The organism is uncultured Mailhella sp., assembly GCF_947631555.1.
Taxonomy (GTDB): Bacteria; Desulfobacterota; Desulfovibrionia; order Desulfovibrionales; family Desulfovibrionaceae; genus Mailhella.
The window spans coordinates 1-24,179 of sequence record NZ_CANRLT010000001.1 but is presented as its reverse complement, the minus strand read 5'-3'; the positions used below and the strand labels follow the sequence as shown (position 1 = coordinate 24,179).

Genomic DNA, 24,179 nt, shown 5'->3' with positions numbered 1-24,179 from the left:
TCCGGATTCAGTCCCGCAACGCTCTCAGCTTCGCGGCGATGTTCAAAGAACCCAGCCCGTAATGCCGCATCTTTTCGTCATAGGTTCCGTAATTCCGGAAAATTTCGCGCGGAAAGGCCACCTGTTCCACCCGCAGGGCGCGGCCCGGCAGGGCCTTGTGTACGTCGTGAAGCAGGCTCCCTTCATACTCCGGCTCAACAAGCAAAAGCTTGCCGGAAGGGCAGTTCTCCGCCAGTGTTTCCCAGTCGAAAGGCTCCAGCGTGGTGTAATAGAGCACGGTGACATCTTCCCCGGCGCAGGCTTCCATGACCATGTCCAGCATGACGGAAACCGCCAGCACCGTGGCCCGGCTTCCCGTCTGCATCACCTCGGCCTTTCCGAAGCGAACATCCGGGTCATACCGCAGGTTGGGGTGATCGCTGATCCGGAAAAAAGTGGGATGTCCATTCCGGTACGAGGCGTTGAAAAGCTGGAGAAACTGCTTTGCCGTGCCCGGAGCCACGAACTCGCAGCCCGGCAGCATCTTGATGAGCTGCACATCCTCGGCGCAGTAGTGGGAATACCCGTATTTGGAATAATCCACAGCCGCGCCGGTCCCGACCACGTTGACGCCGCGCTTCTGGTACGCAAGATCCATCTTGATCTGTTCCAGTGTGCGCTCGATGAGGTAGGGCTGAATGCCGAAAATGGTCGGCACGAGACCGCGGCTGGCCATACCCGCCGCGATGCTGAACATACCATCCTCGTAGATGCCCACATTCATGCAGCGCTCGGGAAATTCGGCCAGTACGTCCCGGATGGCCCACATGCCGATATCCACAGTGAAGAACGCCGTGTCCTCTTCCTTGCGGATCATGTCCGCCACACGCTTCAAAAAGGCACGCCTCAAAACGCCTCCACCTCCTTCTCCAGCATCGCCAGTTCTTCGGCGTCAGGCGCCTTGTGGAACCAGATGTCGTGCTCCATCATGGTCGGACTGCCGTATCCGCGCACGGTTCTGGCCAGCACGGCCTTGGGCCTGCCGTTCTTGAGGCCTCCCGCCCTGCGGAACACGGCTTCCAGCGCATCAGGATCATGCCCGTTGACGGAAAAGACATCGAAACCGAAGGCTTCCAGCTTGAGACGCATGCTGCCCATGTCGATCATGGCCCCGACGGAATCATTGTCGTCCACGATCACGCACAGGTTATCCAGCTTCTTCGCCGCGGCAAAAAGGCAGGCTTCCCACATGGTGCCTTCACAGAACTCGCCGTCACCGCACAGCACAAAGGTCTGAGAGGGCGACCCTTTAATCCTGCCGGCATAGGCAATACCTACGGCAAACGGCAGCCCATGCCCCAGCGAGCCGGCGCTGTTTTCCACGCCGCCGGAGAACTTGGTGACATCCGTCTGTATGCAATAGCGGCTGTTAAACAGGCCGATTTCGGAGGCTACCTCTTCCTTGTCAAAGAACCCCTTCTCAATCAGCACTGGGTACAGGGCCAGCGTTGCCTGCCCCTTGCTGATGATGAAGAAATCACGGTCCGCGTCCTGTGCCTTTTCCGGAGACCAGTTCATGATCCTGTCATACAGCACCCAGACAATATCAAGACAGGAAAACACGCTCTGAAGGTTGCCGTCCCGACATTTATGGGACAGATACAGAGCATCCTTGCGAAGATTACGAAAAATATTCTTCATTTTTCTTCACCAAACCTTCCTGCCTTGCTCTTTTTTCAAGGCGTTTAACTTCCCAACGTTTTATCTTGTTATATGCATTCAATACTCCATGTTTATATATGTGTTTATAAAAAAATTTATTTGGTTTTTTATCATAAATTGAAGCATAATCGCTGAATCGTATAAACTTTCTGGAACCAATTTTCCTTTGATTGAGAACTGCTTCTGTGAAAAAATAGTAATGAGCACTCCTGAATAGCCAGCCCCATAATTTATGAAATATATTTTTATTATATACATATTCTCTAAAATCAAAACCTGCCTTAATTGTTTTATATGTTGATTCTTTTTTTACCATTGTATTTATTCCAAATCTGTAAAAACCATATGGTTCCAAAGTAGAATATACTGAAAATTTATTTTCCAGACAATAAAACAGTATAAGATCGGCGGAAATTCCAAAATCATCATTGAATCCACCGACCTCAAGCACCGCATCTCTCCTGTACGTTGTTCCTATACTGGGGATATTTCCTCCAGGATGACCGGTGAACAAGACTTTCGCGTGCGTTAATTTATAAAATCTCCACGACATCGGCTCATTTAATACCAAGTTTTCAACCTGTCTAAACATGGTATCGTTTCCATGAGGTTGTTCCGGATCATGTAAGAAACACTGATATTGTGCGGCTATTCCCCCCAGAGGCTTTTTATCCTGCTTTTCCAGAAAGCGTATGGCCCTGCCCATCTTTTCAAGACTATTCGGGAATAAGAGATCATCATCATGAAGCATCATGACCCACTCTCCCCGCGCCAGATAGATTCCCCGATTAAAATTATCTCCGGGACGTAAATTTGTCGTATTACGGAAGTAGCGAATGGTTATATCGGAAAGCGTTCTGATATACTCTTCCACGGCATTGGGAGTCCCTTCATACGGTTCATTATCCACAACCAGGATATCCCATTGAAAATCAACAGGCTTCTGCCTCATCACGCTTTTCAACGCTTCTTTAAACAGGTCATATCTTTTGTATGTCGGAATAAAAACGGTAATCCATGGTTTTCCGTCATAATCAGAGGCCCGCTGCTCATAAAGAGCGTTCAATTTCACATTCCTATGCATCGCAAAGCAATCAATATTTGCTTCATAATTAATAATATTTTTCATATACCAACTCCATATCTGGAATATTTTTCTGCATTTGAAGATAAAAATATGATTCGTTCATCTTGCGGCATGAAAGATATAATTTTCTCTATCCTACTTATATTAATACCTTTTGATATATAATACTCCGCAAAATTCGGATTGCAGTTATACTTTGCAGAAATGAAGTACGGCAGAGAAAATCCCCACGGGTGCTCTTCATATATCTTCTTTATATAGGAATCATACATCTGCATCATGGGGGCAAGATCGTAGTTTCTCCCCATGGTATCGTTCAGGTATTTGGCAAAAAGCTCCAGATTGAGATTGCCCGCCCCACGGCCTATGCCGTAAACGCTGGCGTCGATGAAGATGTCACGGCCGGTCTCCTGCCGGGCAAAGTCGCAGGCCACAGCAAAGGCCTGCATCATATTGTTATGGCCATGGTATCCTATGGCAATTCCCGGTTTCAGGTGCTCCTCCGCAAGTTTCATGTAGTGAAGCAGCGTATCGGCATACATGGTGCCCCAGCTGTCCACTACATACACCGCCATGGGATCGAGCTGATTGAACAGCTCAACCATTTCTATAAATTCCTCATCAGAATACTGGCTGACGCGCGCGGGCTGCACACAGAGCTTGTAGCCCTTTTCCACAATTCCCCTGCAATATTCAAAACCTTCCTTAAGCATGCGCTTCCACACGATAACGCGGATGATCTCCGGCCCGTCTGCATCGGCAGGAGCCAGTTTCTCCAGCGGAAGCGGGTTTACTACTTCGGCCATAACCGCATATTCAATCCCCGACGCTTTCTGAGGAATGATTTTTTTAACCTGCTCTATATCATTAAAGACGGTGCGGTCTTCGTTATACGGCTCATCCTTGATGAATCCCAGTTCCAGTATCTCCACATGGGTCTGTTCAAGCTTGCGAACCATATCTTCAATGGCGGACTGTCCAAAATTCCAGTCATTAACGTACCCGCCATCCCGCAAGGTGCAGTCCAGAAGTTTCAGCGTTCCCATGAAATCATCCCTTGTATCCCTCAGAGGGCTTGTTTCAATTTCAGAGCTTCCCTGGCGCGCAGGGCCACAGACTCCGGCGTGAGACCGTACGCCTTCCGCAGAAAAGATTCCGTCCCTACCCGGCCGAAAGAATCCTGGATCCCAACCTTCAGCACGGGAACAGGATGAACAGAGGAAAGGTATTCTGCGACAGCGCTGCCCAGTCCGCCCAGGACACTGGCGTTCTCGGCCGTGACCACAGCTCCGGTCCTTCCTGCGCTGTCCAGGAGCAATTCCTCATCCAGAGGCTTTACCGTGACAATATCTATGACGCGAGCCTCTATACCGTCAGAGGCAAGAAGTTCTGCCGCCTGAAGGCAGGTGGCGACCATGATGCCGCAGCCGACAAGCGTAATGTCCGAACCTTCCCGAAGCAGCATTCCCCTGCCTTCTGCGAACGCTGTTTCCGGCGGATAGATATCCGGCAAGTCACGGCGCGGCATACGGATATAGGTCAGGCCGGGGCGATCCCTCGTCATTTTCAGAAATGCCCCGCACATGACCGGATCGCTGATGTCAACCACACACGCGCCCGGTACCGTCCGCATCATGGCGATATCTTCAAAGCACATGTGGGTGCCGCCATTGTGTGTGGCCATGATCCCCGCATCCGACCCGATCACGCGCACGCTCTTCCGGCCATAGCCCACACTGAGAAAAACCTGATCAAACACACGGCGGCTGGCAAAGGGAGAAAAGCTGTGAACATAGGGCTTAAAGCCATTCAGATAAAGCCCGCAGGCCACGCCCACCATATTGGCTTCCTGGATGCCGGTGTTCAGGACGTTCCCGGGATAACGTTTCCAAAGCTCCTGTGTTTTCAGCGAACCCATGAGATCGGCATCCAGATAGACGACCCTTGCATCCTGCTCGATGAGCTGCCGCATGGTTTCATTAAAAACCTGAAAGACCTCTTTTTCAGCCTTCTGCCCGGTATAGCGGATCTTCATCTTATTCCACCTCCATGCCGAGCTTCCGCCCCTGTTCCCGCAGTTCCTCCATGACCTTGCCGCACAATTCATCAGAGAATCCTATGCAGTGGTTGTTTGCCATCTCCACAATACAGCGCGCCCCCTCTCCCTTTACCGTATCCAGCACAATCATGGAGGGCTTGCCGTTCGGCTCTTCCACAGCCCGGCGCACGGCACGCTGAATGGCCATGACCTCATTCCCTTTCACAAGGCAGGCATTCCAGCCGAACGCCTGATATTTGCGCACAGGATCCCCAAGGCGCATGACTTCGTCATTGCTGCCGTCTATCTGCATCTTGTTCCAGTCCAGAAAGGCGATCAGATTGTCCAGACTGTAATGCGCAGCAAACTGCGCGGCCTCCCATATCTGGCCTTCCGCGGATTCCCCGTCACCGGTTACGCAAAACACCCTCTGATCCGTGCCGCGCAGTTTCCCGGCAAGGGCCGCCCCGCAGGCGATGGAAAGCCCCTGGCCGAGACTGCCCGTAGTCGCGTCAACGCCTGGCACATGGTTACGATCGCAGTGCCCCGGAAGCAGCGAATTGGGATTATTCAGATTCTCAAGGCGTTCTTCTGGGAAAAAGCCTTTCAGCGCCAGAGCTGCGTAAAGGGCGGGGCCGGCATGTCCCTTAGAAAAAATCATGAAGTCGCGCTGATCCCAGTCCGGCTTTTCCGGATTGACGCGCATGAAGTCCGAATAGACCACGGCCAGCATTTCAGCGAGATCGAACGAACCGCCTATGTGTCCGCCATGATTTGATGTGATGGCCCGTATAATACCCAAACGTATGTTGAGCGCCATTTGTTCAAGCTCACGCTTACTGCTGAGGGACATTATCTTGCCTCCAGAGCTTCCAGAATGGTTTCCGCCTCATAGTCGATCATGGCATCCGTCATGCCGGGACAGACCCCCACCCAGAAACTGTTGTTCATAATAAAGTCCGTGTTGGCGAGACTGCCCGCAATGCGGTACGCCGAGGTTCCGCGTATCTGGTCAAAGCAGGGATGCTTGATGAGATTCCCGCTGAACAGAAGACGTGTCTGTATGTTGCGAGATTCCACGAAGGACGTGACGGCATTGCGCTTCAGCCCGGATTCCGGCCGCAGGCTGATAAGAAATCCAAACCAGGAAGGGCTGCTGCAGGGAGCCGCTTCCGGGAGGATGAGTCGGTCGGAAGCGGTGGACAGGGCCTCGTGCAGGCGCTGCCAGTTATGTTGACGGCGTTCGATAAAGTTCGGGAGCTTTTTCAGCTGCTCACAGCCCACGGCAGCCTGCATATCCGTTACTTTCAGGTTATAGCCGAAGTGACTGTATACATATTTGTGGTCATAGCCCTGGGGAAGCTCGCCAAATTGACCGGTAAAGCGATGCCGGCAAAAATTATCCTGACCGGAAGGACAGACGCAGTCACGCCCCCAATCTCTGAAGCTGAGGATAAGGCGGCTTAAACGGGAATTGTTTGTATAGACGCAGCCGCCTTCCCCCATGGTCATGTGATGAGGCGGATAGAAGCTGGATGTTCCCAGGTCGCCCCAGGTGCCTGTGAACCGGGTTTCGCCATTCAGCGTATACTGCGAGCCGAGGGCATCGCAGTTGTCTTCCACAAGCCAGAGACCATGCTTTTCGCAGAAGGCCTTCACCGCAGCAAGATCGAAAGGGTTTCCCAGCGTGTGGGCGGCCATCACGGCTTTCGTCTTTTCACTCAGCGCAGCTTCCAGCTGCAAAACGTCAATATTGTACTGCGGAATGGTCACGTCCACGAAGACAGGGACAGCGCCATATTGAAGAATGGGCGTCACGGTGGTGGGAAAACCGCAGGCCACGGTGATGACCTCATCTCCCGGCCGTATTTGCCGCTCACCCAGCTCCGGCGCGGTGAGCGCCATAAACGCGATCAGATTGGCGGAAGAACCGCTATTCACAAGATGGGCGAAACGGACGTTGAGCCAGGAAGCAAATTCTCTTTCAAATTCAGAAGCAAAGCGTCCTGTCGTCAGCCAGAAATCGAGCATGGCATCCGTCAGCGCACACATTTCCCTTTCATCAAAAACGCGGGAGGCGTAACTGATCCTGTCTCCGGGAGTGAATGGTCTGACAGAAGACTTAAACTGTCTGTAATACTCTGCAACCATGTCCTTTATGGCACTCCGCGCCTCTGCTTCTTCTTTCCAGATTGCCATGGTATTACCTCTGATCTCCTGTCCACGGTGTAAGGACATCATCATACACATGCTGAATGGACATAAAGTCCTGTGGAAGCGTATGGAACCACTTCAAATAGCCAGCATCACTTTCGTTGAGTTTTCCGTTATCCGGCAAAAAGGAATCAGGAAGTGCACAGCGATACAATATTGCGATATTATGCCCGCGTTCATTTGGATGCAGTAAATCAGGATTCGGGCCACGGAACACGCTGCGCACTGCCACTGGCGCTTCTTCATGCAGCACCTCGCATCCGATCTCGCGCCGTGCCGTGCGCTGCAGACAATGTTCCAGCGTTTCGCCATAACGCATACAGCCACCCGGGATATGCCAGCTGTTTTCAAAAAAACCGTCATTTCGGCGGGCGAGCAACAGCCTTCCGGCTTTATCCGTTATCAGCAAATCGACGTTGGGAAGCGGTACCACTGAGGAGACCAGAAGAAACAACTTTTCCGGCAGACCTTGGCGTCCATCCACATGTGCGCAGCGCAAAATCTCGACCGCCTGCAAAAGCTCATGCGAAAGTTCTGTCATCTTTCTTCCTCTATGATTTGAGACTCCGGACGAAAACCAAAGACATCCCCTCTGATCCCAGGCGGTGTGCGGGCGTAGTTTCAGAGGGCGAAAGTTTGAGAGAGGATACCCCCTCTCTCAAGCCCAGGCACAAAGCCCTGAAGGGCATTGCTGCCTTATTTGATTTTCTTTTCTTTCCTCCTGCCATAACCTTTCATTCACTCCGCACGCACACTCAAGCGGGAAAAATCTGTACCCCTACCACCTCTTTCACAAAACTAGCGAGAATACTTCTTTCTGAGGTGAACCCTGTTATTCTTTTTGGGAATAAAGCAAGCCCCCAAGTTGACAAGCCATTTGGGATAACGCGATAACCTGTCTATCGAACTTGTCATTTCATCCAGTCTGCAATGTATCTGATTTAATACTTCATCAGATTTTTCGAAACGTCTCTTCATGGCCAAAGTAGGAAACGGTATAGCTTCCTGCGGAACATTAAACCCCCAGTTAAAAACTCTTGAATCCTTGCAAAGCGGATTTTCAAGTATCTCACAATATTCCTTATGATAAGGATGACAGGGGTTGAGTACATTCTTGTACAGAATCTCATCCTCTGTTGAGCCAAACCAGTGAAATATGGGACGCAGCACAATGTCATCCGCATCGTAGTCAATACATCTTGCAATAAAATCAGGAATCTGGCGGAAATTGCTGTCCTGAATAACCATGATCATCCGGATCCTGCGAATTTTTCCCGATCTCTTCAAATTGCTTATAAACGACATACTCTCTTCAAATTTTGCCAAATCGTCTCTTCCTGCCAGATATCTGTATGTCTCACGATCAAAGCTGTTCGGAGTGACGGACACCGTTATGGGATATGCAGCCAAATGCTCCAGCTTATGCAAGTTATCCTTGAACAACACGCCGTTTGTTTCTATAAACATACTAAAGTCCTTTCGGACTGGATGAAATCTAGATATCATGTCCAATAATTCTGTGGATACAAATAAGTCTCCAATACCATTGGTTGCTATATGCGACGCCCCCGCTAAATATGGCTCAATATTTTTTGTAATTTTATGCAGATTCTCTATATAATCTTTATTTGGATGAAAAAAATCATGTCGGCAGCTAGGGCAAGCATGGTTGCATCTTTCATCATATGCCAAACTAATAAACTCTGGACATGAAGAATGCTTATCATAAAGCATTTTCATTTCCTCTTCTGATATTTTTATATTATCAGTATCATTAATACAATCAGGACAATATTGTTCATTACATCCTAAAAGCTCTCCCCGCATGAACGCTTGACGAATTTCCTCTATTTTTTCGCCTTGCCAGATTTCTTCAAGGGTATTTTTCAGAAGATTTCCGATAACAATGCCATTCCAGGGACAGCACCGCACATCTCCCCCAACAAAAACATACGCATACTCAAAACACTTTCTGCATGTACGCATAACACCAACCTCCCTTTGTTTTATTGTTTTTTTAACAAGTTACCACATCAGTATCGGTAAACTCTGCAATCTGCTCGTCCATCTCTGCGGGAATGTCGCCTCCATTCAGCCACACCTTCGTCCATGCGCAGGTTTTTTCCACGGCTTCAGCGATATGCCAGCGCGGGGACCAGGCAAGGGCCGTTTTGATTCTGGTGCAGTCGAGCTTGAGGAAGTTTGCCTCGTGCGGGGCATCGGCTTCGGACTGATTTTTCCAGCTGGCTCCGTTACCCCAGATGCGGCAGAAAAGCTCCACAAGCTCTCCGGTGGTGACGCAGTCGCAGTCATCCGGTCCTACGTTGTACCAGCCGGCAAGCGCAGGCTTTTCCCACTGGGCCTGAACGATCCTGAGATAGGCCATGATGGGTTCGAGAACATGCTGATACGGCCTTATGGAGCAGGGATTACGTACCCCGATGACGCTGTCCGCCTGCTGGGCGCGTATGCAGTCGGGAATGATGCGGTCATGGGCAAAGTCGCCGCCGCCGATGACGTTACCCGCGCGGGCCGTGCTTATGGAAACTCTGCCATCGGCAAAGAAGCTGTTCTTGTAGCTGTGCGTCACCAGCTCAGAGCAGCTTTTACTGTTTGAGTAGGGGTCAAAGCCGTCAAGCGGCTCGTTCTCCCGATAGCCCCAGCACCATTCGTTATTCTGATAGACCTTGTCCGTGGTGACGTTGAGCAGGCTCTTGACGCAGGAGGAAAGACGCACGCATTCCATGAGATTCACCGTGCCCATGACATTGGTCTCATAGGTGCAGCGCGGAATCCTGTAAGAATCGCGCACAAGGGGCTGGGCTGCCAGGTGGATGACGATTTCCGGCTGAGCCTTTTCAAACGTTTCCCTCAGCAGAGAAAAATTGCGGATGTCTCCAGGGACACTGGTCATTCTTCCTTCCAGACCAGCCAGAGAAAACAGGTTCGGTTCCGTGGGTGCGGGCAGACTGTAGCCTGTCACTTCCGCACCCGCGCCGATGAGCGTCCGGCACAGCCAGCTTCCCTTGAAGCCGGTATGCCCGGTGACCAGAATCCTTTTGCCGCGGAAGAAATCGAGAGAGAAATCCATGACGGTTCAATCCTCCCATACCTTCCAGGGCGCGCTGCCGGAAGCCCACAATTCATTCAGCTCGACCTTGTCCCTGGGCATATCCATAGGATGCCAGAAGCCTTCATGCTTATAGGCTTTAAGTTCTCCTGCCCGGGCAAGACGGGTGAGGGGCGTGCGCTCCCAGATGGTCTTGTCGCCCTCGGTTATGTAGTCGAACACCCGTGGCTCCAGCACGAAGAAACCCGCATTGATCCATGCCGAGGCCGCATTTCTGGGCTTTTCCAAAAAGGATTGGATGGTGCTGCTCTCGTCTATGTCCAGCACCCCGAAACGTCCCTGCGGCTGCACGGCGGTAACCGTAGCCAGCCGCTTATGTTTTTTGTGGAAGTCCACAAGTGCGGCAAGGTCCACATCGGAAACGCCGTCGCCATAGGTGAGCATGAACGGAGCATCGCCCAGGATTTCCTGCGCCCGCTTGATGCGGCCGCCGGTAAGGGTGTTCAGACCGGTGTCCAGCAATGTTATTTTCCAGGGTTCCACACGTTTTTTATGGACGATGACGCTGTCGCCGGCGAGGTCGAAGGTCACGTCAGAATTATTTATGAAGTAATTCCTGAAGTATTCCTTGATGTATTCCTGCTTATATCCGCACAAGACCACGAACTCGTTGTATCCGTAGTATGAATATATCTTCATGATGTGCCAGAGTATCGGCTTTCCTCCGATCTCGACCATGGGCTTCGGCCGTATGGTCGTTTCTTCACCAAGCCTTGTACCAAGTCCGCCAGCAAGAATGGCCACTTTCATTGTTTTCCTCATTGCGGTAATTGAAGAGAAAGAGTTTGTGATACCTTTTCCATGACATGGGATACAGATATTTCATCCATACTGCGGCAGGAACCGAAGCCTCTTATGCAGGACACCTGCCAGTCAGGTGAAATCCATTCACATCCTTCAGGGCACAAGGTGCCGCTGAGGTTGATGTTTTCCGCATAACCGTAATGCCTGCATGACGTGGGGCCAAAGAGAACGATGGACGGCCCGCCATGCAGAAAATGACGCAGGTGAGGCATGAGACCTTCGCCCCCGATATGAAGCACCGCCCCTTTGAGGATGGCCTTGAGTTCGGGAAATGATGTCTTTCCCCTAAGATCAATGCAGTTTTTAAAATTGTCGTCTTTTCTGCTGCCAAGAAGCACCATGCCCATAGAAGGATACTGTTCTTTAAGACGCTCCATCAGCGTATGGTAATGAGCTTTTGGCCAGAGCTTTAAGGAGTCCTCTCCCGCATTCCCGGATTCTCTGTGGATGGTAATGTAACTCTCCGGAATGCCGAATGTCTCTCGCGTATGCTGCGGGTCTTTTTCACAGAGAATGGTAAACGAACGTTCCTTCAGGCAAAGGATGTTTTTTCTGTCCATCTGGCACTCACGGAAGCTGCCGGCAGTATCGGCATAATCCATGCCCAGGCGCTGCCCTTCATCAGTGAAAAAGAGAACGTTTTTATTCCTGAAGGTATTGCAGTCCTCTATAAATTTGAGGAGCTTTGGCGACAGTCTTCCCGTTTTGCTTTTGTTCACTCCTGGAAACCAGGCCATGCGGGTAATATCGACGATGATGTCGTACTCCTGGCGGATGTCGTCTTTCAGACTGGCGATCCGCCGAAAGACGCTGTGTCCATGAACAAGGGAACGAACACTGTCGGGGCAGGAAGCTGCGTAAACATCGATGACTGCGGGAGTGCCCGCATAGTCTGCAAGAGCGTGCAGAAAGGCCGTGGAAAGAACCGCGTCGCCTATGCCGCCGCGTATCAGGGCTGCGATGCTGAGCGGCGAATCGTCGTCCTTTGAGCTGGTCGCAGCATAGTCGCCCATAAGGTGCATACTGATGGCTTTTTTCAGATTCCACAGTCCGAAGGAGAGCGCCGCTCTGCGCGGTGAGGCTGCGTTTGAACTGCGCAGCTGCGCCAGCCTGTGCCCGGCTTTTTCAAAAAAGTTGACATAGGAGGGCATGTCAGTCCTCCCTTCTTTTCTGCAAGGCCGCCATCATCTTTTTTCTTCCATTGGAGTGGACATACTCCCGAAGAAAGAACAGGCACGGATGATTCGCCCAGAGTCTGAGTCTCTGATAATGTTTCGGCTTGAACAGGCGTTTTTCTATCACTCCAAGACGGAAGGCTTCGGCAAATTCTGAAGCTGCGCGGCAGCCGAACTCCCTGTCCAGCGGGATCGGCAGACGGCGAAAATTCCAGTAGTACGACTGGTACTTCATCTTCTGCACAACGGGGAGCAGGCGGGTGAGTTCGCTTCTTTCCCGCAGGAAGCGTTCGATCTCATGGTATTCGTCACAGACGCAGTAGACTTTCCCTGAGCTGTAAATGGAGGAACTTTCGTTGTCGCGGCGATAGTGCAGAAAGGCTCTGCATGTGAACCACGCGCGGCGGGCGCAGGCCAAGGCCTTGAAATTGAAGGACGTGTCCTGATAGGACGCCCCAGGCGTGGGCAGAAAGCGGATATTCTGTTGGTTCAGCCACGAGCGGCGGTAGATGGCTGTCCAGATGTAGCAGGTGCTGGTAAAAATGGCGTTTCGCTCCAGAGGCCGCAGAAGCGTGTCCGCATCCTGGGGAGGGATGATCTCATGGCGTGTGGAGCTTCCGCCCAGGTAGTCGTAGAAATTGCTCTTTGCCATATCGCAGTCATGTTCTCTGGCAAGGCGATAGAGCGTTTCAAACATGTCGGCGTCGGCCCAGTCATCGGATTCGACAATGCCTATATATTCTCCTGCGGCTTCCTCAAGGCCCCTGTTCATGCTGTCGCCGTAGCCGGAGTTCGGCTTGTCGATGATGCGGATACGGGAATCCTGTGCAGCGTATTCCCTGAGTATGGCAGGCGTGGAATCCGTTGAGCCGTCATTGATACAGAGTATTTCCATATCGCTGAGTGTCTGTTTAACAACGGAATCCAGACACTGGCGGAGATATTTTTCCACATTGTAGCAGGGAATGAGAACAGACACCGCGGGCATCAGCATACCCTCGTCACGGCCAGGGCACGGGCAACAGCCGCGTCCATGTTATAGTACTTGTAATCGCCAAGGCGTCCGAAGAAAATGACGTCGGCATGGTCCTTCTTGACGGACGAGCAATACCTTTCGTACAGCCTGCTGTTTTTCTGACCGGGGATAGGGTAGAAGGGGAGATTTTCGCCGGGGCGGTACGCCTCGGGATACTCGAAGGAAACCACAGTGCCGGACGCCCTGTCGCCAAGGAAGTGCTTGTATTCAGTGATGCGTGTAAAATCGTAGTTTTCGGGATAATTGATCACGGCGTGCGTCTGGAAGAACTCGCGGGCGTATTCGCGGAACTCCAGCCTGACACTCCGATAGGGCAGCTCGCCAAACTGATAGTCCATGAATTCGTCCACAGAACCGGTGTAAAGAACGCGGGAGCCGCGGAACTCGTCCTTTACGTCACTCCAGGCGGTATCCGTTTGCACGGTGATGTTTTTGTGTCTGAGCATCCGCTCCATCATGGCGGTGTAACCCCTGGCGGGAATACCCTGCCAGCGCTCCTGAAAATAGCGGTCGTCCCGGTTCAGGCAGACGGGGACGCGGGCGGTGACGGAAGGATCGAGTTCGTCGGGCCTTATTCCCCACTGCTTCATGGTGTAGGGGAGAAAAACCTTTATGTAGATGTATGCTGCAAGAAAAGCGAGGTCCTTATCCTTGTTATTCTGAAGCTCAAGAATAGGAATTCTTTTGTTGAAGCCAAAACGAGAGAGCAGTTTTTCCTCAAGGCATTTCGCCAGTGAATGTGGAAAAACTTTACACAGGGAGTTCAAATTAAAGGGGATGGGGACAAGAGTGCCGTCCACAAGGCCAGCGACCTTGTGCATGTACGGAATCCAGTCCGTGAAGCGGGAAAGAAAGTCCCATACGGACTTGTCGTTGGTATGAAAAATATGAGGGCCGTACTGATGAATGCAGATACCGCTGCCGTGGTAATAATCATAGCAGGTTCCGCCGATATGCGGCCTTTTGTCGATGACAAGCACCTTCTCCCCGCGTTCGGCAAGCACGCGAGCTGCTGCCGCTCCTGAAATACCGGCACCCACAACAATGTTTTTCATGCAACCTCTCCGTTTTTAACAGAAGAGGCCTGCCGGCTTAAAAAAGTCAGCGTTGCCGGCTTGTAGTGACCTAAAATAGTGCGCAGGCCCTCGCGGTTGACGCCCATGCTTACCAGGACGTTTGCAAAGGTATGGCGCAGATCCTGGAGACGTAGTTCAGGATGCCCGAACTCTTCGCGTATCTGATACCAGTCGCGGGTGATGTAGGTGAGGTGCGTCCCCAGGCTCGTGAAGAACAGCCACGGGATGCCCTCGCGCCGCGGCAGCTTCTGAATAAACTTCTGCGCTTCGCTGCTCAGCGGGATCAGCCGCTGCCGGCCGGTAAAGTTCGCGGTCACGGTGAGGACGCCGCGGGCAAGATCCACGTCTTCCCAGCGAAGGCCGAGAATTTCGGACTTGCTGGCCCCTGTGAGGATCATCAGGTAAATGGCGTTGGCCGAGGACCAGTTCGGGTACTTTTTGAGTATACCGAGAAGCCGGTCAAGCTCGGAATACTCCAGCAGCACGGGGCTGCGGCTTTGTTCCGTGGATACACTGAGCGACCTGGGAGTCTTGAGCATCCTGTCCTCAGGCAGGTATCCCCAGCGAATGGCACAAGTCATGACGTATTTGGCCAGCCAGTACTGGCGGACGCAGGTACTGTGCGCAAGCCCGCTTTGGCTGAGAGCATCAATCCAGCTCTGGAGCGTCTCGGCGGTAATGTCGGAGAGCCGGTATCCGCCAAGATAGGGCAGAATATGCCGCTGCAGATTGCCGCGGTCCACCTTCCAGCTGCGCTTGTTCTGCTGGACAAAAGGCAGATAGCGCTCCTCAACAAAGTCGTTGAACAGCGGAGCCGCATGCAGCACGGTGTTCGATTCGGCGGCCGGAACGCCGCCCTTGGTCTCGCGTACCATAAATCCGTCACCCTTTGCGTAAGTTCACTTCATTGACAGATAGAGTGTCGATGAGTGCCGAAATGGCCGGGCTTAATTTTATAATACTTTGAATTTATAGAATATTTTTTTCGTGAAACTGGAGGACAACGTGTACCAAAAAATTTTCTTGCCCTTGGAGGCAATTTTGGGTATGAATTGCCAACGATTCATTGCCACTCTATCTGTTGATGAATGCCTGCGGCTTCAGGGGTTTATCGACACTCTATCTGTCAACGAACCCTTGTGCCGTGGGTCTTTGTGCACCCCGTTTAAAGAGGCCTCGTTCGGACTCTCAAAAAAAATTTTTTCTTCTTTTGCCGGCTTTCGGCTTCGTCTATCGTTCGTAGTTCTGACTCATTGCACGAGTTCTGGAGCTGACCGAACTCTTTTTTATATCTGTTTAATGTTTCAATCCACAGTCGCCCCATCCGCCAATTGCCTCCTCAATCGACGGAGAGGGGTCGCGCGGATTACCCCTCATGCCCCGTGAGCTGGCCGCAGCCATGCTTGAGCTGGCAAAGCCAGATGGCACGCGGCCAGCTCACTATAAGCGGAGCATGCGCCGTCCTGCAGCCAGGGGAGAGTTTACGAAAAAGGATTTAATCAGCTTTGCCTCTTTTTAACTACTCTTTTCCCTTTTTGGGAAGGAAAGGGGGGAGGTCTCAAACCACAAAGGAATTTTTGATGAAAAACTTATTTTTTTACTATAACTAGTCTTGTTTATAGACGCTGTTTTTGATAAAAATTTTTAAGCGGCTTAAAGGTCCTTCTCGTTTCAGAAAACGGGAAAATTTGTTTCTTTATCTTTTTATTTCATCATATTATTAACCTTTCCCTTTGAATCTGAATCCTTTAAACGCCGATGAACGCATCTCACACCGACATAAAAAAACTGAAAAAAAGCGAGGGGCCTACCCTGACCAAAAAAAAGCTCAGGGAAGAACTTTCCTTACAGCTCTTTGGAGAAACACAGAATGAACCAGCCTGGTTCTCTCCACTGACTTTTTTCCTTTCCGATGGGGTGCTCAGCGTCCGTTTTCCACATCAGCTCTTTTTCCGCTGGTTTTCTGAACAAGGACAAAAAAGGCTGGAAGCAGCCTGCCGAGATCTTTTCGGCAATACTGTGGAAGTACGCTATACCTGGGGAAAAAACGAACAGCTTTTTTCCTCAAGTTCTCTCCACAGGTCTCATGAGGAAAAAATTTCTCACAGCAATTGGGACGATTTCTTTCCCGGGGGTCGCAACAGGGACGCTGTCACTCAGTTCAGGAAAGCTCTTTCTCTTTCTCCCTCTGTTATTCTCCTTCACGGACCTTCCGGGACAGGGAAGAGTCATTTAATCTCAGCCGCAGCCGAGGAACTGCGTTCCCGGTATCCGTCACACTCAGTCAGAATATTGTCTGGACAAAATATCTCCTTTTTTCTCTCATTAAAAGAAGAAACGTTTGAAGGATGTGCTGCTTTTCTTATAGATGACGTTCATCTTCTCTCAGAAGATGCAAAGGCACAGCGCGCCCTTGCATCGCTTATAGATGCCTTGGAAAAGCGTGCTTTTTTCATCACTACCATGATAGATCAGCCGTCTGAAACACTTATTCCCGAGCTTTACGACCGCCTTTGTTCCCACCTTGTTCTTGAACTCATGGAACCAGATCTTGACGTTCGTATGCGCTTTGCTCTTCTTCATATGGAAAGAGCCGGGCTTCCTGAAAATCGTGATCTGGCTCTTCTGCTTTCACGTCAATGCCTGAAGCTCAGGCCCTTGAGTGGAATCATAGCATCCTTAAAAAATTTATACGTTCAGCGAGGCAGACTTCCTTCAAGCGAAGAAGTCCTCGCTCTTCTGCGCAGTCATGGCGCGCCGCAGCCTCTGGATGCGGAATCAATTATCGCAGCAGTGGCCTCACACTACGGCTGCACCTCAAAGGAGCTTATCGAGAAAAACAGAAATTCTCACCTTTCTATTCCTCGTCAGGCGGCCATGTATCTCTGTCGTGAACTTCTCGGAGAATCCTATCCATCCATAGGACTTATCTTCGGCGGAAGAGACCACAGCACCATCATGTATGCCATCAAAAAAATTGAAAAAATTCAAGTTATGAACAACGATGCGCACATGGTGCTCACAGAGATTACAAAACAGTTAAAAAAAGGCAGAAGCGAAGGAGCACAAGGGAAAAAAAGTTCCTTCCCTTCATGAGACGTTCTTTTTATTGTTCCTTATTTATCCATAAAAATCATAAGGATAAAAGAATTAGGAACAAAGTGACCGACTCTTAACCTCTACAACAGGAAAATTTCTATGATGCACGTAACCGTAAAGAAAGAGCAGATCATCGATGGGCTTCAGAAAGCGGCCTCCATCATTCCAAGCAAGGCAGGAGCAGCCTATCTTCGTTCGATCTGGCTTCAGGCGAAATCCGATGGCATAACCATCATGTCCACGGACGTAAACATCGAATTTACCGGCGTCTATCCCGCGAAGACAAAAGAGGAAGGACAGGCGGGCGTCAACGGCCGTTCCTTTGTGGAACTTCTGCGCCGCCTCCCAGGTGGGGATATAGACCTTCGCGTGGATGAGGCTTCCAATGTTCTGCTTGTGGAACAGGGACGCCGTTCCTACAAACTGCCCACCGTGGACCCTGTCTGGTTCCAGCCCCTTCCCGCTTTTCCGGAAGAAGGAGCGGTACTCTGGTCCGGCGATTTTCTGCAGGACGTTATCGACCGCGTCTCTTTTTGTATCAGTGATGACGACAGCGCAGAGGGTCTGGCCTGTCTTTATTTAAAGACGTATGAAGGAGGAAAGGTGGATGTCTGCGGTCTGAACGGACATCAGTTCGCCATGGTACGCTTCATCAACGATGAGCTTGCCAGGCTGCTTCCGGAAAACGGCCTGCTCATCCAGAAGAAATATGTGAACGAGCTTCGAAAATGGCTGGGCAGTGATGAAATCATGCTCAATATCAGCGAACGCCGTTTCCATATACGCACCGGCTCCGGCAACGAAACTCTGAGCATTCCACGCAGCGTCAACTTCACTTATCCCGATCACCTGGGCTTTCTTGCACGTCTCAAGGGTGATAATACCTCACAGCTCACAGTAGACAGGAAAGAAAGCCTCGATGCTCTTGATCGCCTTCTCCTTTTCAACAACGACAGCGATCGCTGCACCTATTTCCACTTTGAGCCTTCTGAAGTCGTGCTTTCTGCACAGGGGCAGGAAACAGGTTCGGCTACCGAACATCTGGAAGGAGACTTCAAGGGTGACCTTTCGCTCATAGCATTCCCAACAAGAGGCCTTATGGATATTCTAGGCCACTTCCAATCGGCAAAGATAGACTTCGTCTTTACCGGTGCGGAAGGGCCTTGCGGCATGACCGGCGCGGACGACGCGGAATACAACGTTATCCTCATGCCGATGAAGATAGCGGAGTCCGCCTATTACACCGAAGAAGAATAACCGCTGTTTCAGCATGGCGTTTCCAAAAAAGGGAACGCCATGCTTCCATTTTCAAGAAGAGGAGGGGATAATCCTGCTCGGAGGAAAGAATCTCACAGTTCCCCCAGAGGCTTTCAATTGAAAATTTTTGAAACCTGGTATATGCTTATTCCTCACCACGCCTTTTTTCGAAACACCGAGCCTACCTATCAGGAAAGATCATGACTCAGCAAGGTATCCCGTCTGGCAGCGGCCAGTATGACGCTTCCGCCATCACCGTACTGGAGGGGCTGACGGCCGTTCGCGTCCGCCCGGCCATGTACATAGGCAGTATTGACAGCCACGGCCTTCATCATCTGGTCTACGAAGTTGTGGACAATTCCATCGATGAGGCTATGGCGGGCTTCTGTGATAAGATAGAAGTCATACTGCACATCGACAACAGCGTGACAGTGCGAGACAACGGACGCGGCATCCCCGTGGATCTTCATCCCAAGCTGAAGGTTCCGGCGGTGCAGGTAGTCATGACCAAGCTTCACGCCGGCGGCAAGTTCGACAACAATGCCTACAAGGTATCCGGCGGACTTCACGGGGTGGGCGTGTCCTGCGTCAACGCTCTCTCTTCATGGCTGGAAGTGACCATCCGCCGCGACGGAAAACGCTGGCGGCAGCGCTATGAGCGCGGTATACCCGTCACCGGCGTCGAGTGCCTCGGCGAGGAGGAAGGGCACGGGACAACAGTCCATTTTCTGCCCGACGAGACGATTTTCGAGACTACTGTCTATTCTTTCGAAATACTCAACAAGCGCTTTGAAGAGCTTTCCTATCTCAACCGAGGTCTGACCATCGTCTGCAAGGACGAACGCACCAACGAGACGCACACCTACCGCGCCGATGGTGGTCTTGAGCAGTTCGTCCATGATCTTAATAACGGAGAGACCGGACTGCATCCCATCATCAGCGGCGAGGGAGTTCAGGACAGCGTCACCGTGGATTTTGCACTGCAGTACAGCAGCGGCTTCAACGAAAAGACGTTCACCTTTGCCAACAATATCAGGACGCACGAGGGTGGGACCCATCTTGCCGGATTCAAGACAGCCCTGACGCGGGCCATCAACAACTACGTCAAAAATCAGCCTGATCTTCAAAAAAAGCTCAAGGGCGGAACGCTTTCCGGCGATGATGTGCGCGAAGGTCTTACCGCTGTGATCAGTGTAAAACTTCCCAATCCCCAGTTTGAAGGACAGACCAAGACTAAACTCGGCAACAGTGAGGTTGCCGGCATTGTCAACGGCGTGGTTTACAACAGCCTTGATGTGTATTTTCAGGAAAACCCGAAGGATGTAAGGGCCATCATCGAAAAGGCTGCCGAAGCCTCCCGTGCCCGCGAGGCAGCACGCCGTGCAAGGGATCTTGTCCGCCGCAAGGGAGCGCTTTCCGACAACTCCCTTCCTGGAAAACTTGCTGACTGTCAGAGTAAGGATCCAACAGAATGCGAGGTCTTCATCGTGGAAGGCGATTCCGCAGGAGGTTCTGCCAAGCAGGGGCGCAATCCCCGTACGCAGGCTATTCTACCTCTGCGCGGCAAGATTCTCAACGTGGAACGAGCCCGTTTCGACCGTATGCTGGCCAGCGAAGAGATCAAGAACATGATCACGGCCATGGGTATAGGCGTTGGTGAGACCATCGACTATTCCAAATTGCGTTACCACAAGATCATCATCATGACGGATGCCGATGTGGATGGAGCGCACATCTGCACGCTCATGCTCACTTTCTTTTTCCGCTACTATCCCAAGCTCATCGAAGATGGTCATATCTTCATCGCTCAGCCTCCTCTTTACGGTATCAAGAAGGGAAGCACGACCATTAAATTCCTCAAGGATGACGGCGAACTTGACGAATTTCTTTTGCAGCGGCTCTCCGGCGGTGTAACGGTAACTGCCTCCGGCGGACGTATATTCACAGGAGAAGCGCTCATTGCCCTGCTCAAAAATATAGATGAAATGGAAAAGTGCGTCATAGAGGCGGAGAATTCCGCCGTTTCCCGAGAACTTTTTCTTTCTTTCCTTCGCTATTTCGAAACCCTTACACCCGATGTTTTTGCTGAAGGCATTCCAGAAGCATTCGCTTCCTGGATGAAGGAACAAGGCTATATCGCTTCTACGGATGTTGAAAAAATGGAAGAAGGGGAGCGCCGCTTCGTGATTTTCGAAAATCGCAGCGCGCACCGCACCCGTCTGGCCGTTGAGTTTTTCCATTCCCGCATGTACCGCCAGGCGCGCAAACTATGGACGGAACTTGCGGAAGCGTGCGGCTCGTTCCCCGTGAAGCTTTCGAGTACCGAGTCTTCCCGTGAGGTAAAGGACTATTTTGAACTGCGCGAAGCAGCCTACGCTGAGGCCCGCAAGGGATTCAACATTCAGCGCTATAAGGGCCTCGGTGAGATGAACCCCGAACAGCTGGAAATGACAACGATGGATCCTGAAAAACGCGCTCTGCTTAAGGTGAGTATTTCCGACGCTCAGGCTGCCTCAGATACTATTGAGGAACTCATGGGAGACCGCGCCGACCTCCGCCGGGACTTCATTATCCGCAACGCGCTTTCCGTAACAGGCGAGCTGGACATCTGACGAAAAGGATAAACGATCGTGGCTGAATTCAACGTTGATATAGAAAAAGAGCTTCGTCAGTCCTATCTGGCGTATTCGCTCAGCGTGATCATCGGTCGAGCCATTCCCGACGCCCGCGACGGTCTCAAGCCTGTACACAGGCGCATACTGTTTGCACAGTCCCAGATGGCCAACACCTATAACCGTCCTACGAAGAAAAGTGCCCGCGTTGTGGGCGACGTTATCGGCAAATATCACCCTCACGGGGATTTCGCCGTATACGAAGCTCTGGTTCGTATGGCCCAGAGCTTCAACATGCGCGATCCGCTGGAAGACGGACAGGGTAATTTTGGTTCCATTGACGGCGATTCTGCAGCAGCCATGCGTTATACTGAAGTGCGCATGTCCCGCCTTGCCTCTGAATTTCTGAACGATATCGAAAAGAATACCGTGGACTTCCGGCCGAACTACGATGGTTCGGAGCAGGAACCCGAGGTACTGCCCACAAAAGTTCCGAATCTCCTTCTCAATGGTTCCTCCGGCATAGCCGTGGGTATGGCCACGAACATTCCTCCGCACAATCTCGGTGAACTCTGCGATGCTATGCTTCGCCTCATTGATGAACCGGAATGCACGGTGGATGATCTCATTGACCTCGTTCATGGCCCGGATTTTCCGACGGCAGGTTTTGTCTATGCGGGACAGGGACTTCTGGATGCCTACCGTACCGGCCGCGGCGTGGTTAAAGTACGCGGCCGAGTGGAAGTGGAGGAAAGAAAGAAGGGACAGCAATCCGTGGTGATCAGGGAAATACCCTATGCCCTGAACAAATCCGTGCTGGTGCAGAAAATAGCCGCCCTGGTCAATGACCACAAGCTCGACGGCGTTACTGATCTGCGTGATCTTTCTGACAAGAAAGGCATCAGGATCATTCTGGATCTTCGCCGCGGCACCATTCCTGAACTGGTCATCAACGGACTGTATAAATACACACCCCTTGAAACGTCCTTCGGCATTAATATGCTGGCGGTCGTGGACAACAAGCCTCAGCAGCTCAACCTGCGTTCAGCGCTTTCCTGTTTTCTGGATCACCGCCGTGAAGTGGTCATCCGTCGCACCCGTTTTGATCTCGACAAGGCTCAGGCTCGTGCGCATATTGTGGCAGGTCTGCTGAAAGCTCTGGACATCATTGATGAAATTGTTTCTCTGATCCGAGCTTCCCAGACGCCGCAGGACGCCAAAAACGGACTCATGGAACGTTTCGGCTTCACCGATGTACAGGCGCAGAGCATCCTTGATATGCGCTTGCAGCGCCTTACCGGACTGGAACGCGACAAGCTCATGGACGAATACCGTGAGCTTGAAAAACTCATCGTTTATCTCACGTCCATTCTTGAGGATCCTGAAGTACTGCGCGGCGTGCTGCGGGATGAAACCAGATATATCAAGGATACCTACGCCACGCCGCGCCGGACGGAAATCGTCATGGACGAACTTGGTGGCATCGACGTGGAAGATCTCATCCCCGATGAAGACGTGGTCATCACGCTTTCCCGCCGTGGGTATATCAAGCGCACAACTCTGGCCAACTATCAGCAGCAGAAGAGAGGCGGCAAGGGGATAGCGGGTCTTCATACCTCTGAAGACGACTTTGTGCAGGATTTTCTGACAACCACCAATCATCAGTATCTGTTGCTGTTCACAAACAAGGGGCGTATGCATCAGCTCAAGGTGCATCAGGTTCCCGAGGGCAGCCGCACGGCCAAGGGTATGCACATCGCCAACCTGCTGCCTCTTGAAAAGGACGAGTGGGTGGCCAACGCCCTGACGGTACGGGAATTTTCGGAAGACAGATATTTTCTCTTCACCAGCCGTCAGGGTATGGTTAAGCGATCCAACGCCTCCCTGTATGCCCGTTGCCGTAAGAGCGGACTCATCGCTCTCGGACTCCGGGAAGGCGATGAGCTTATCGCCGTGCGCGAGGTGACGGAATCCGATCATGTGGTTCTGGCTACCGCCCACGGTATGGCCATACGCTTCGCCATGTCGGACGTGCGTCCGATGGGCCGCAGCGCCTCCGGCGTAAAGGGTGTTGGCCTGCGCAGCGGTGACCGCGTTGTCGCCTGCGTCACGGTCAGAGACAAGGACAGCTCCACCATGATCATGACGGTCTCGGCACTGGGCTACGGAAAGCGCACCAAGATAGATCTTTACCGCATCCAGAGCCGCGGAGGAATAGGCCTCATCAATTTCAAAGTTTCGCCCAAGACAGGAGAAGTCATTGATGCCAAGCCCGTGTCCGACACGGATTCGCTGATTTTGCTCACCTCAACGAACAAGATCATCCGCCTGGGAGTGGAAGAAGTCCGTTCCGTGGGACGTGCAGCTATGGGAGTGCGCCTGGTGAAGCTGGACGAAGGTGCCACTGTTTCAGGTTTTGACACCGTAGCGGACAGCGGCGAAGAAGAATAGAGCATATTCAGAAAAAGAAAGCCCGGAGATTGCAGTCTTCGGGCTTTTTCTATTTTATAAGAAGGAATTTTTTGATAGGTGACATAATACCAAAGACTTCTGCTCTTGTTGAGAGACCATGACAAAATAAAAGTCTCATTTTTGATCTATTTTTAATGGAAACTAGATAGTGTTGTCATTTGATTTTAGCTCAAATTGCTGTGCACCTTATATGCACAGCAGCCAGAAAAGAGGCCGTGTTTTTCGCATACTGTGTGGCGATACCTCGCCAACTCTTCAATTCCAGGAAGGCATTTTCAATAAGGTGTCGAAGCCGAAAGATATTTATCGTAATAGCGCGGATTTTTGCGACTGTTAAGGGGCAGGATGACGGGAGAGTATTACCTTAATAATGATAAAATTTCTTCGATCTTGCCATTAATGCGAAATCGCTGAAACAACGCCAGAGATTTATTCAACATATCCAAGGAACGCGTGACGATTTGGGTTCTACGTCTGA

At 51.4% G+C, this 24,179-nt stretch carries 19 protein-coding genes and 1 pseudogene; 4 read left to right on the top strand and 16 right to left on the bottom strand.

Annotation, left to right across the window (positions count from 1 at the left end):
- Positions 1–7: 7 nt before the first annotated feature.
- From Q0Z94_RS00100 to Q0Z94_RS00030, 15 genes are all read right to left on the bottom strand, one after another.
- Positions 8–889, bottom strand: a complete 882-nt coding sequence (locus tag Q0Z94_RS00100; RefSeq protein WP_298065697.1) for a hypothetical protein — start codon at positions 887–889, stop codon at positions 8–10.
- The gene (locus Q0Z94_RS00095; RefSeq protein ID WP_298065695.1) at positions 886–1,680 is read right to left on the bottom strand and encodes a thiamine pyrophosphate-dependent enzyme; all 795 of its coding nucleotides are present in this window, start codon (positions 1,678–1,680) and stop codon (positions 886–888) included. Before Q0Z94_RS00095 ends, Q0Z94_RS00100 begins: the two co-directional genes overlap by 4 nt.
- Positions 1,661–2,830 (bottom strand): glycosyltransferase family 2 protein, encoded by a 1,170-nt coding sequence (locus Q0Z94_RS00090; protein ID WP_298065693.1) that lies wholly within the window; start codon positions 2,828–2,830, stop codon positions 1,661–1,663. The genes Q0Z94_RS00095 and Q0Z94_RS00090 overlap by 20 nt, the downstream gene beginning before the upstream one ends.
- Positions 2,827–3,834 carry an aldolase catalytic domain-containing protein gene (locus Q0Z94_RS00085; RefSeq protein WP_298065691.1) on the bottom strand — a complete coding sequence of 336 codons (1,008 nt, stop codon included), beginning with the start codon at positions 3,832–3,834 and terminating at the stop codon, positions 2,827–2,829. The genes Q0Z94_RS00090 and Q0Z94_RS00085 overlap by 4 nt, the downstream gene beginning before the upstream one ends.
- A 20-nt stretch (positions 3,835–3,854) precedes the next feature.
- Positions 3,855–4,823, bottom strand: a complete 969-nt coding sequence (locus Q0Z94_RS00080) for a transketolase C-terminal domain-containing protein (protein WP_298065688.1) — start codon at positions 4,821–4,823, stop codon at positions 3,855–3,857.
- A 1-nt stretch (position 4,824) separates the two neighbouring features.
- Positions 4,825–5,679 carry a transketolase gene (locus Q0Z94_RS00075; RefSeq protein WP_298065686.1) on the bottom strand — a complete coding sequence of 285 codons (855 nt, stop codon included), beginning with the start codon at positions 5,677–5,679 and terminating at the stop codon, positions 4,825–4,827.
- Positions 5,679–7,025 carry a lipopolysaccharide biosynthesis protein RfbH gene (gene rfbH / locus Q0Z94_RS00070; protein WP_298065682.1) on the bottom strand — a complete coding sequence of 449 codons (1,347 nt, stop codon included), beginning with the start codon at positions 7,023–7,025 and terminating at the stop codon, positions 5,679–5,681. Before rfbH ends, Q0Z94_RS00075 begins: the two co-directional genes overlap by 1 nt.
- A 4-nt stretch (positions 7,026–7,029) precedes the next feature.
- On the bottom strand, positions 7,030–7,581 hold the full coding sequence (locus Q0Z94_RS00065) for an NUDIX domain-containing protein (RefSeq protein WP_298065681.1): 552 nt from the start codon (positions 7,579–7,581) through the stop codon (positions 7,030–7,032).
- Positions 7,582–7,838: 257 nt separating this feature from the next.
- Complete coding sequence (locus Q0Z94_RS00060) at positions 7,839–9,026, bottom strand: radical SAM/SPASM domain-containing protein (RefSeq protein WP_298065680.1); 1,188 nt, start codon at positions 9,024–9,026, stop codon at positions 7,839–7,841.
- Positions 9,027–9,057: 31 nt separating this feature from the next.
- Positions 9,058–10,131 carry a CDP-glucose 4,6-dehydratase gene (rfbG, locus tag Q0Z94_RS00055; protein ID WP_298065679.1) on the bottom strand — a complete coding sequence of 358 codons (1,074 nt, stop codon included), beginning with the start codon at positions 10,129–10,131 and terminating at the stop codon, positions 9,058–9,060.
- A 6-nt stretch (positions 10,132–10,137) separates the two neighbouring features.
- Positions 10,138–10,920: a glucose-1-phosphate cytidylyltransferase gene (rfbF, locus tag Q0Z94_RS00050; protein WP_298065678.1), complete on the bottom strand. Its 783-nt coding sequence runs from the start codon at positions 10,918–10,920 to the stop codon at positions 10,138–10,140.
- A gap of 8 nt (positions 10,921–10,928) precedes the next feature.
- Entirely contained in the window at positions 10,929–12,125 is a 1,197-nt protein-coding gene (locus Q0Z94_RS00045; RefSeq protein WP_298065677.1) for a glycosyltransferase family 9 protein, read from the bottom strand.
- 1 nt (position 12,126) lies between these two features.
- Positions 12,127–13,137 carry a glycosyltransferase gene (locus Q0Z94_RS00040; protein ID WP_298065675.1) on the bottom strand — a complete coding sequence of 337 codons (1,011 nt, stop codon included), beginning with the start codon at positions 13,135–13,137 and terminating at the stop codon, positions 12,127–12,129.
- Complete coding sequence (gene glf / locus Q0Z94_RS00035; protein WP_298065673.1) at positions 13,137–14,240, bottom strand: UDP-galactopyranose mutase; 1,104 nt, start codon at positions 14,238–14,240, stop codon at positions 13,137–13,139. Before glf ends, Q0Z94_RS00040 begins: the two co-directional genes overlap by 1 nt.
- Positions 14,237–15,136 (bottom strand): site-specific integrase, encoded by a 900-nt coding sequence (locus Q0Z94_RS00030; protein ID WP_298065670.1) that lies wholly within the window; start codon positions 15,134–15,136, stop codon positions 14,237–14,239. Before Q0Z94_RS00030 ends, glf begins: the two co-directional genes overlap by 4 nt.
- Before the next feature lie 883 nt (positions 15,137–16,019).
- On the opposite strand from Q0Z94_RS00030, the gene Q0Z94_RS00025 reads away from it, so the two are divergent.
- The 4 genes from Q0Z94_RS00025 (at position 16,020) to gyrA (ending at position 23,680) form a co-directional block, all read left to right on the top strand.
- Complete coding sequence (locus Q0Z94_RS00025; RefSeq protein WP_298065668.1) at positions 16,020–17,357, top strand: helix-turn-helix domain-containing protein; 1,338 nt, start codon at positions 16,020–16,022, stop codon at positions 17,355–17,357.
- Positions 17,358–17,462: 105 nt separating this feature from the next.
- Positions 17,463–18,617 (top strand): DNA polymerase III subunit beta, encoded by a 1,155-nt coding sequence (gene dnaN, locus Q0Z94_RS00020; protein ID WP_298065822.1) that lies wholly within the window; start codon positions 17,463–17,465, stop codon positions 18,615–18,617.
- A gap of 200 nt (positions 18,618–18,817) precedes the next feature.
- Positions 18,818–21,229: a DNA topoisomerase (ATP-hydrolyzing) subunit B gene (gene gyrB, locus Q0Z94_RS00015; RefSeq protein WP_298065665.1), complete on the top strand. Its 2,412-nt coding sequence runs from the start codon at positions 18,818–18,820 to the stop codon at positions 21,227–21,229.
- A gap of 18 nt (positions 21,230–21,247) precedes the next feature.
- The gene (gyrA, locus tag Q0Z94_RS00010) at positions 21,248–23,680 is read left to right on the top strand and encodes a DNA gyrase subunit A (protein ID WP_298065662.1); all 2,433 of its coding nucleotides are present in this window, start codon (positions 21,248–21,250) and stop codon (positions 23,678–23,680) included.
- Between the two features lie 190 nt (positions 23,681–23,870).
- On the opposite strand, the pseudogene Q0Z94_RS00005 reads toward gyrA, so the two are convergent.
- Positions 23,871–24,030 (bottom strand): annotated as a pseudogene (locus tag Q0Z94_RS00005) (IS5/IS1182 family transposase); the annotation flags it as partial.
- Between the last annotated feature and the right edge of the window lie 149 nt (positions 24,031–24,179).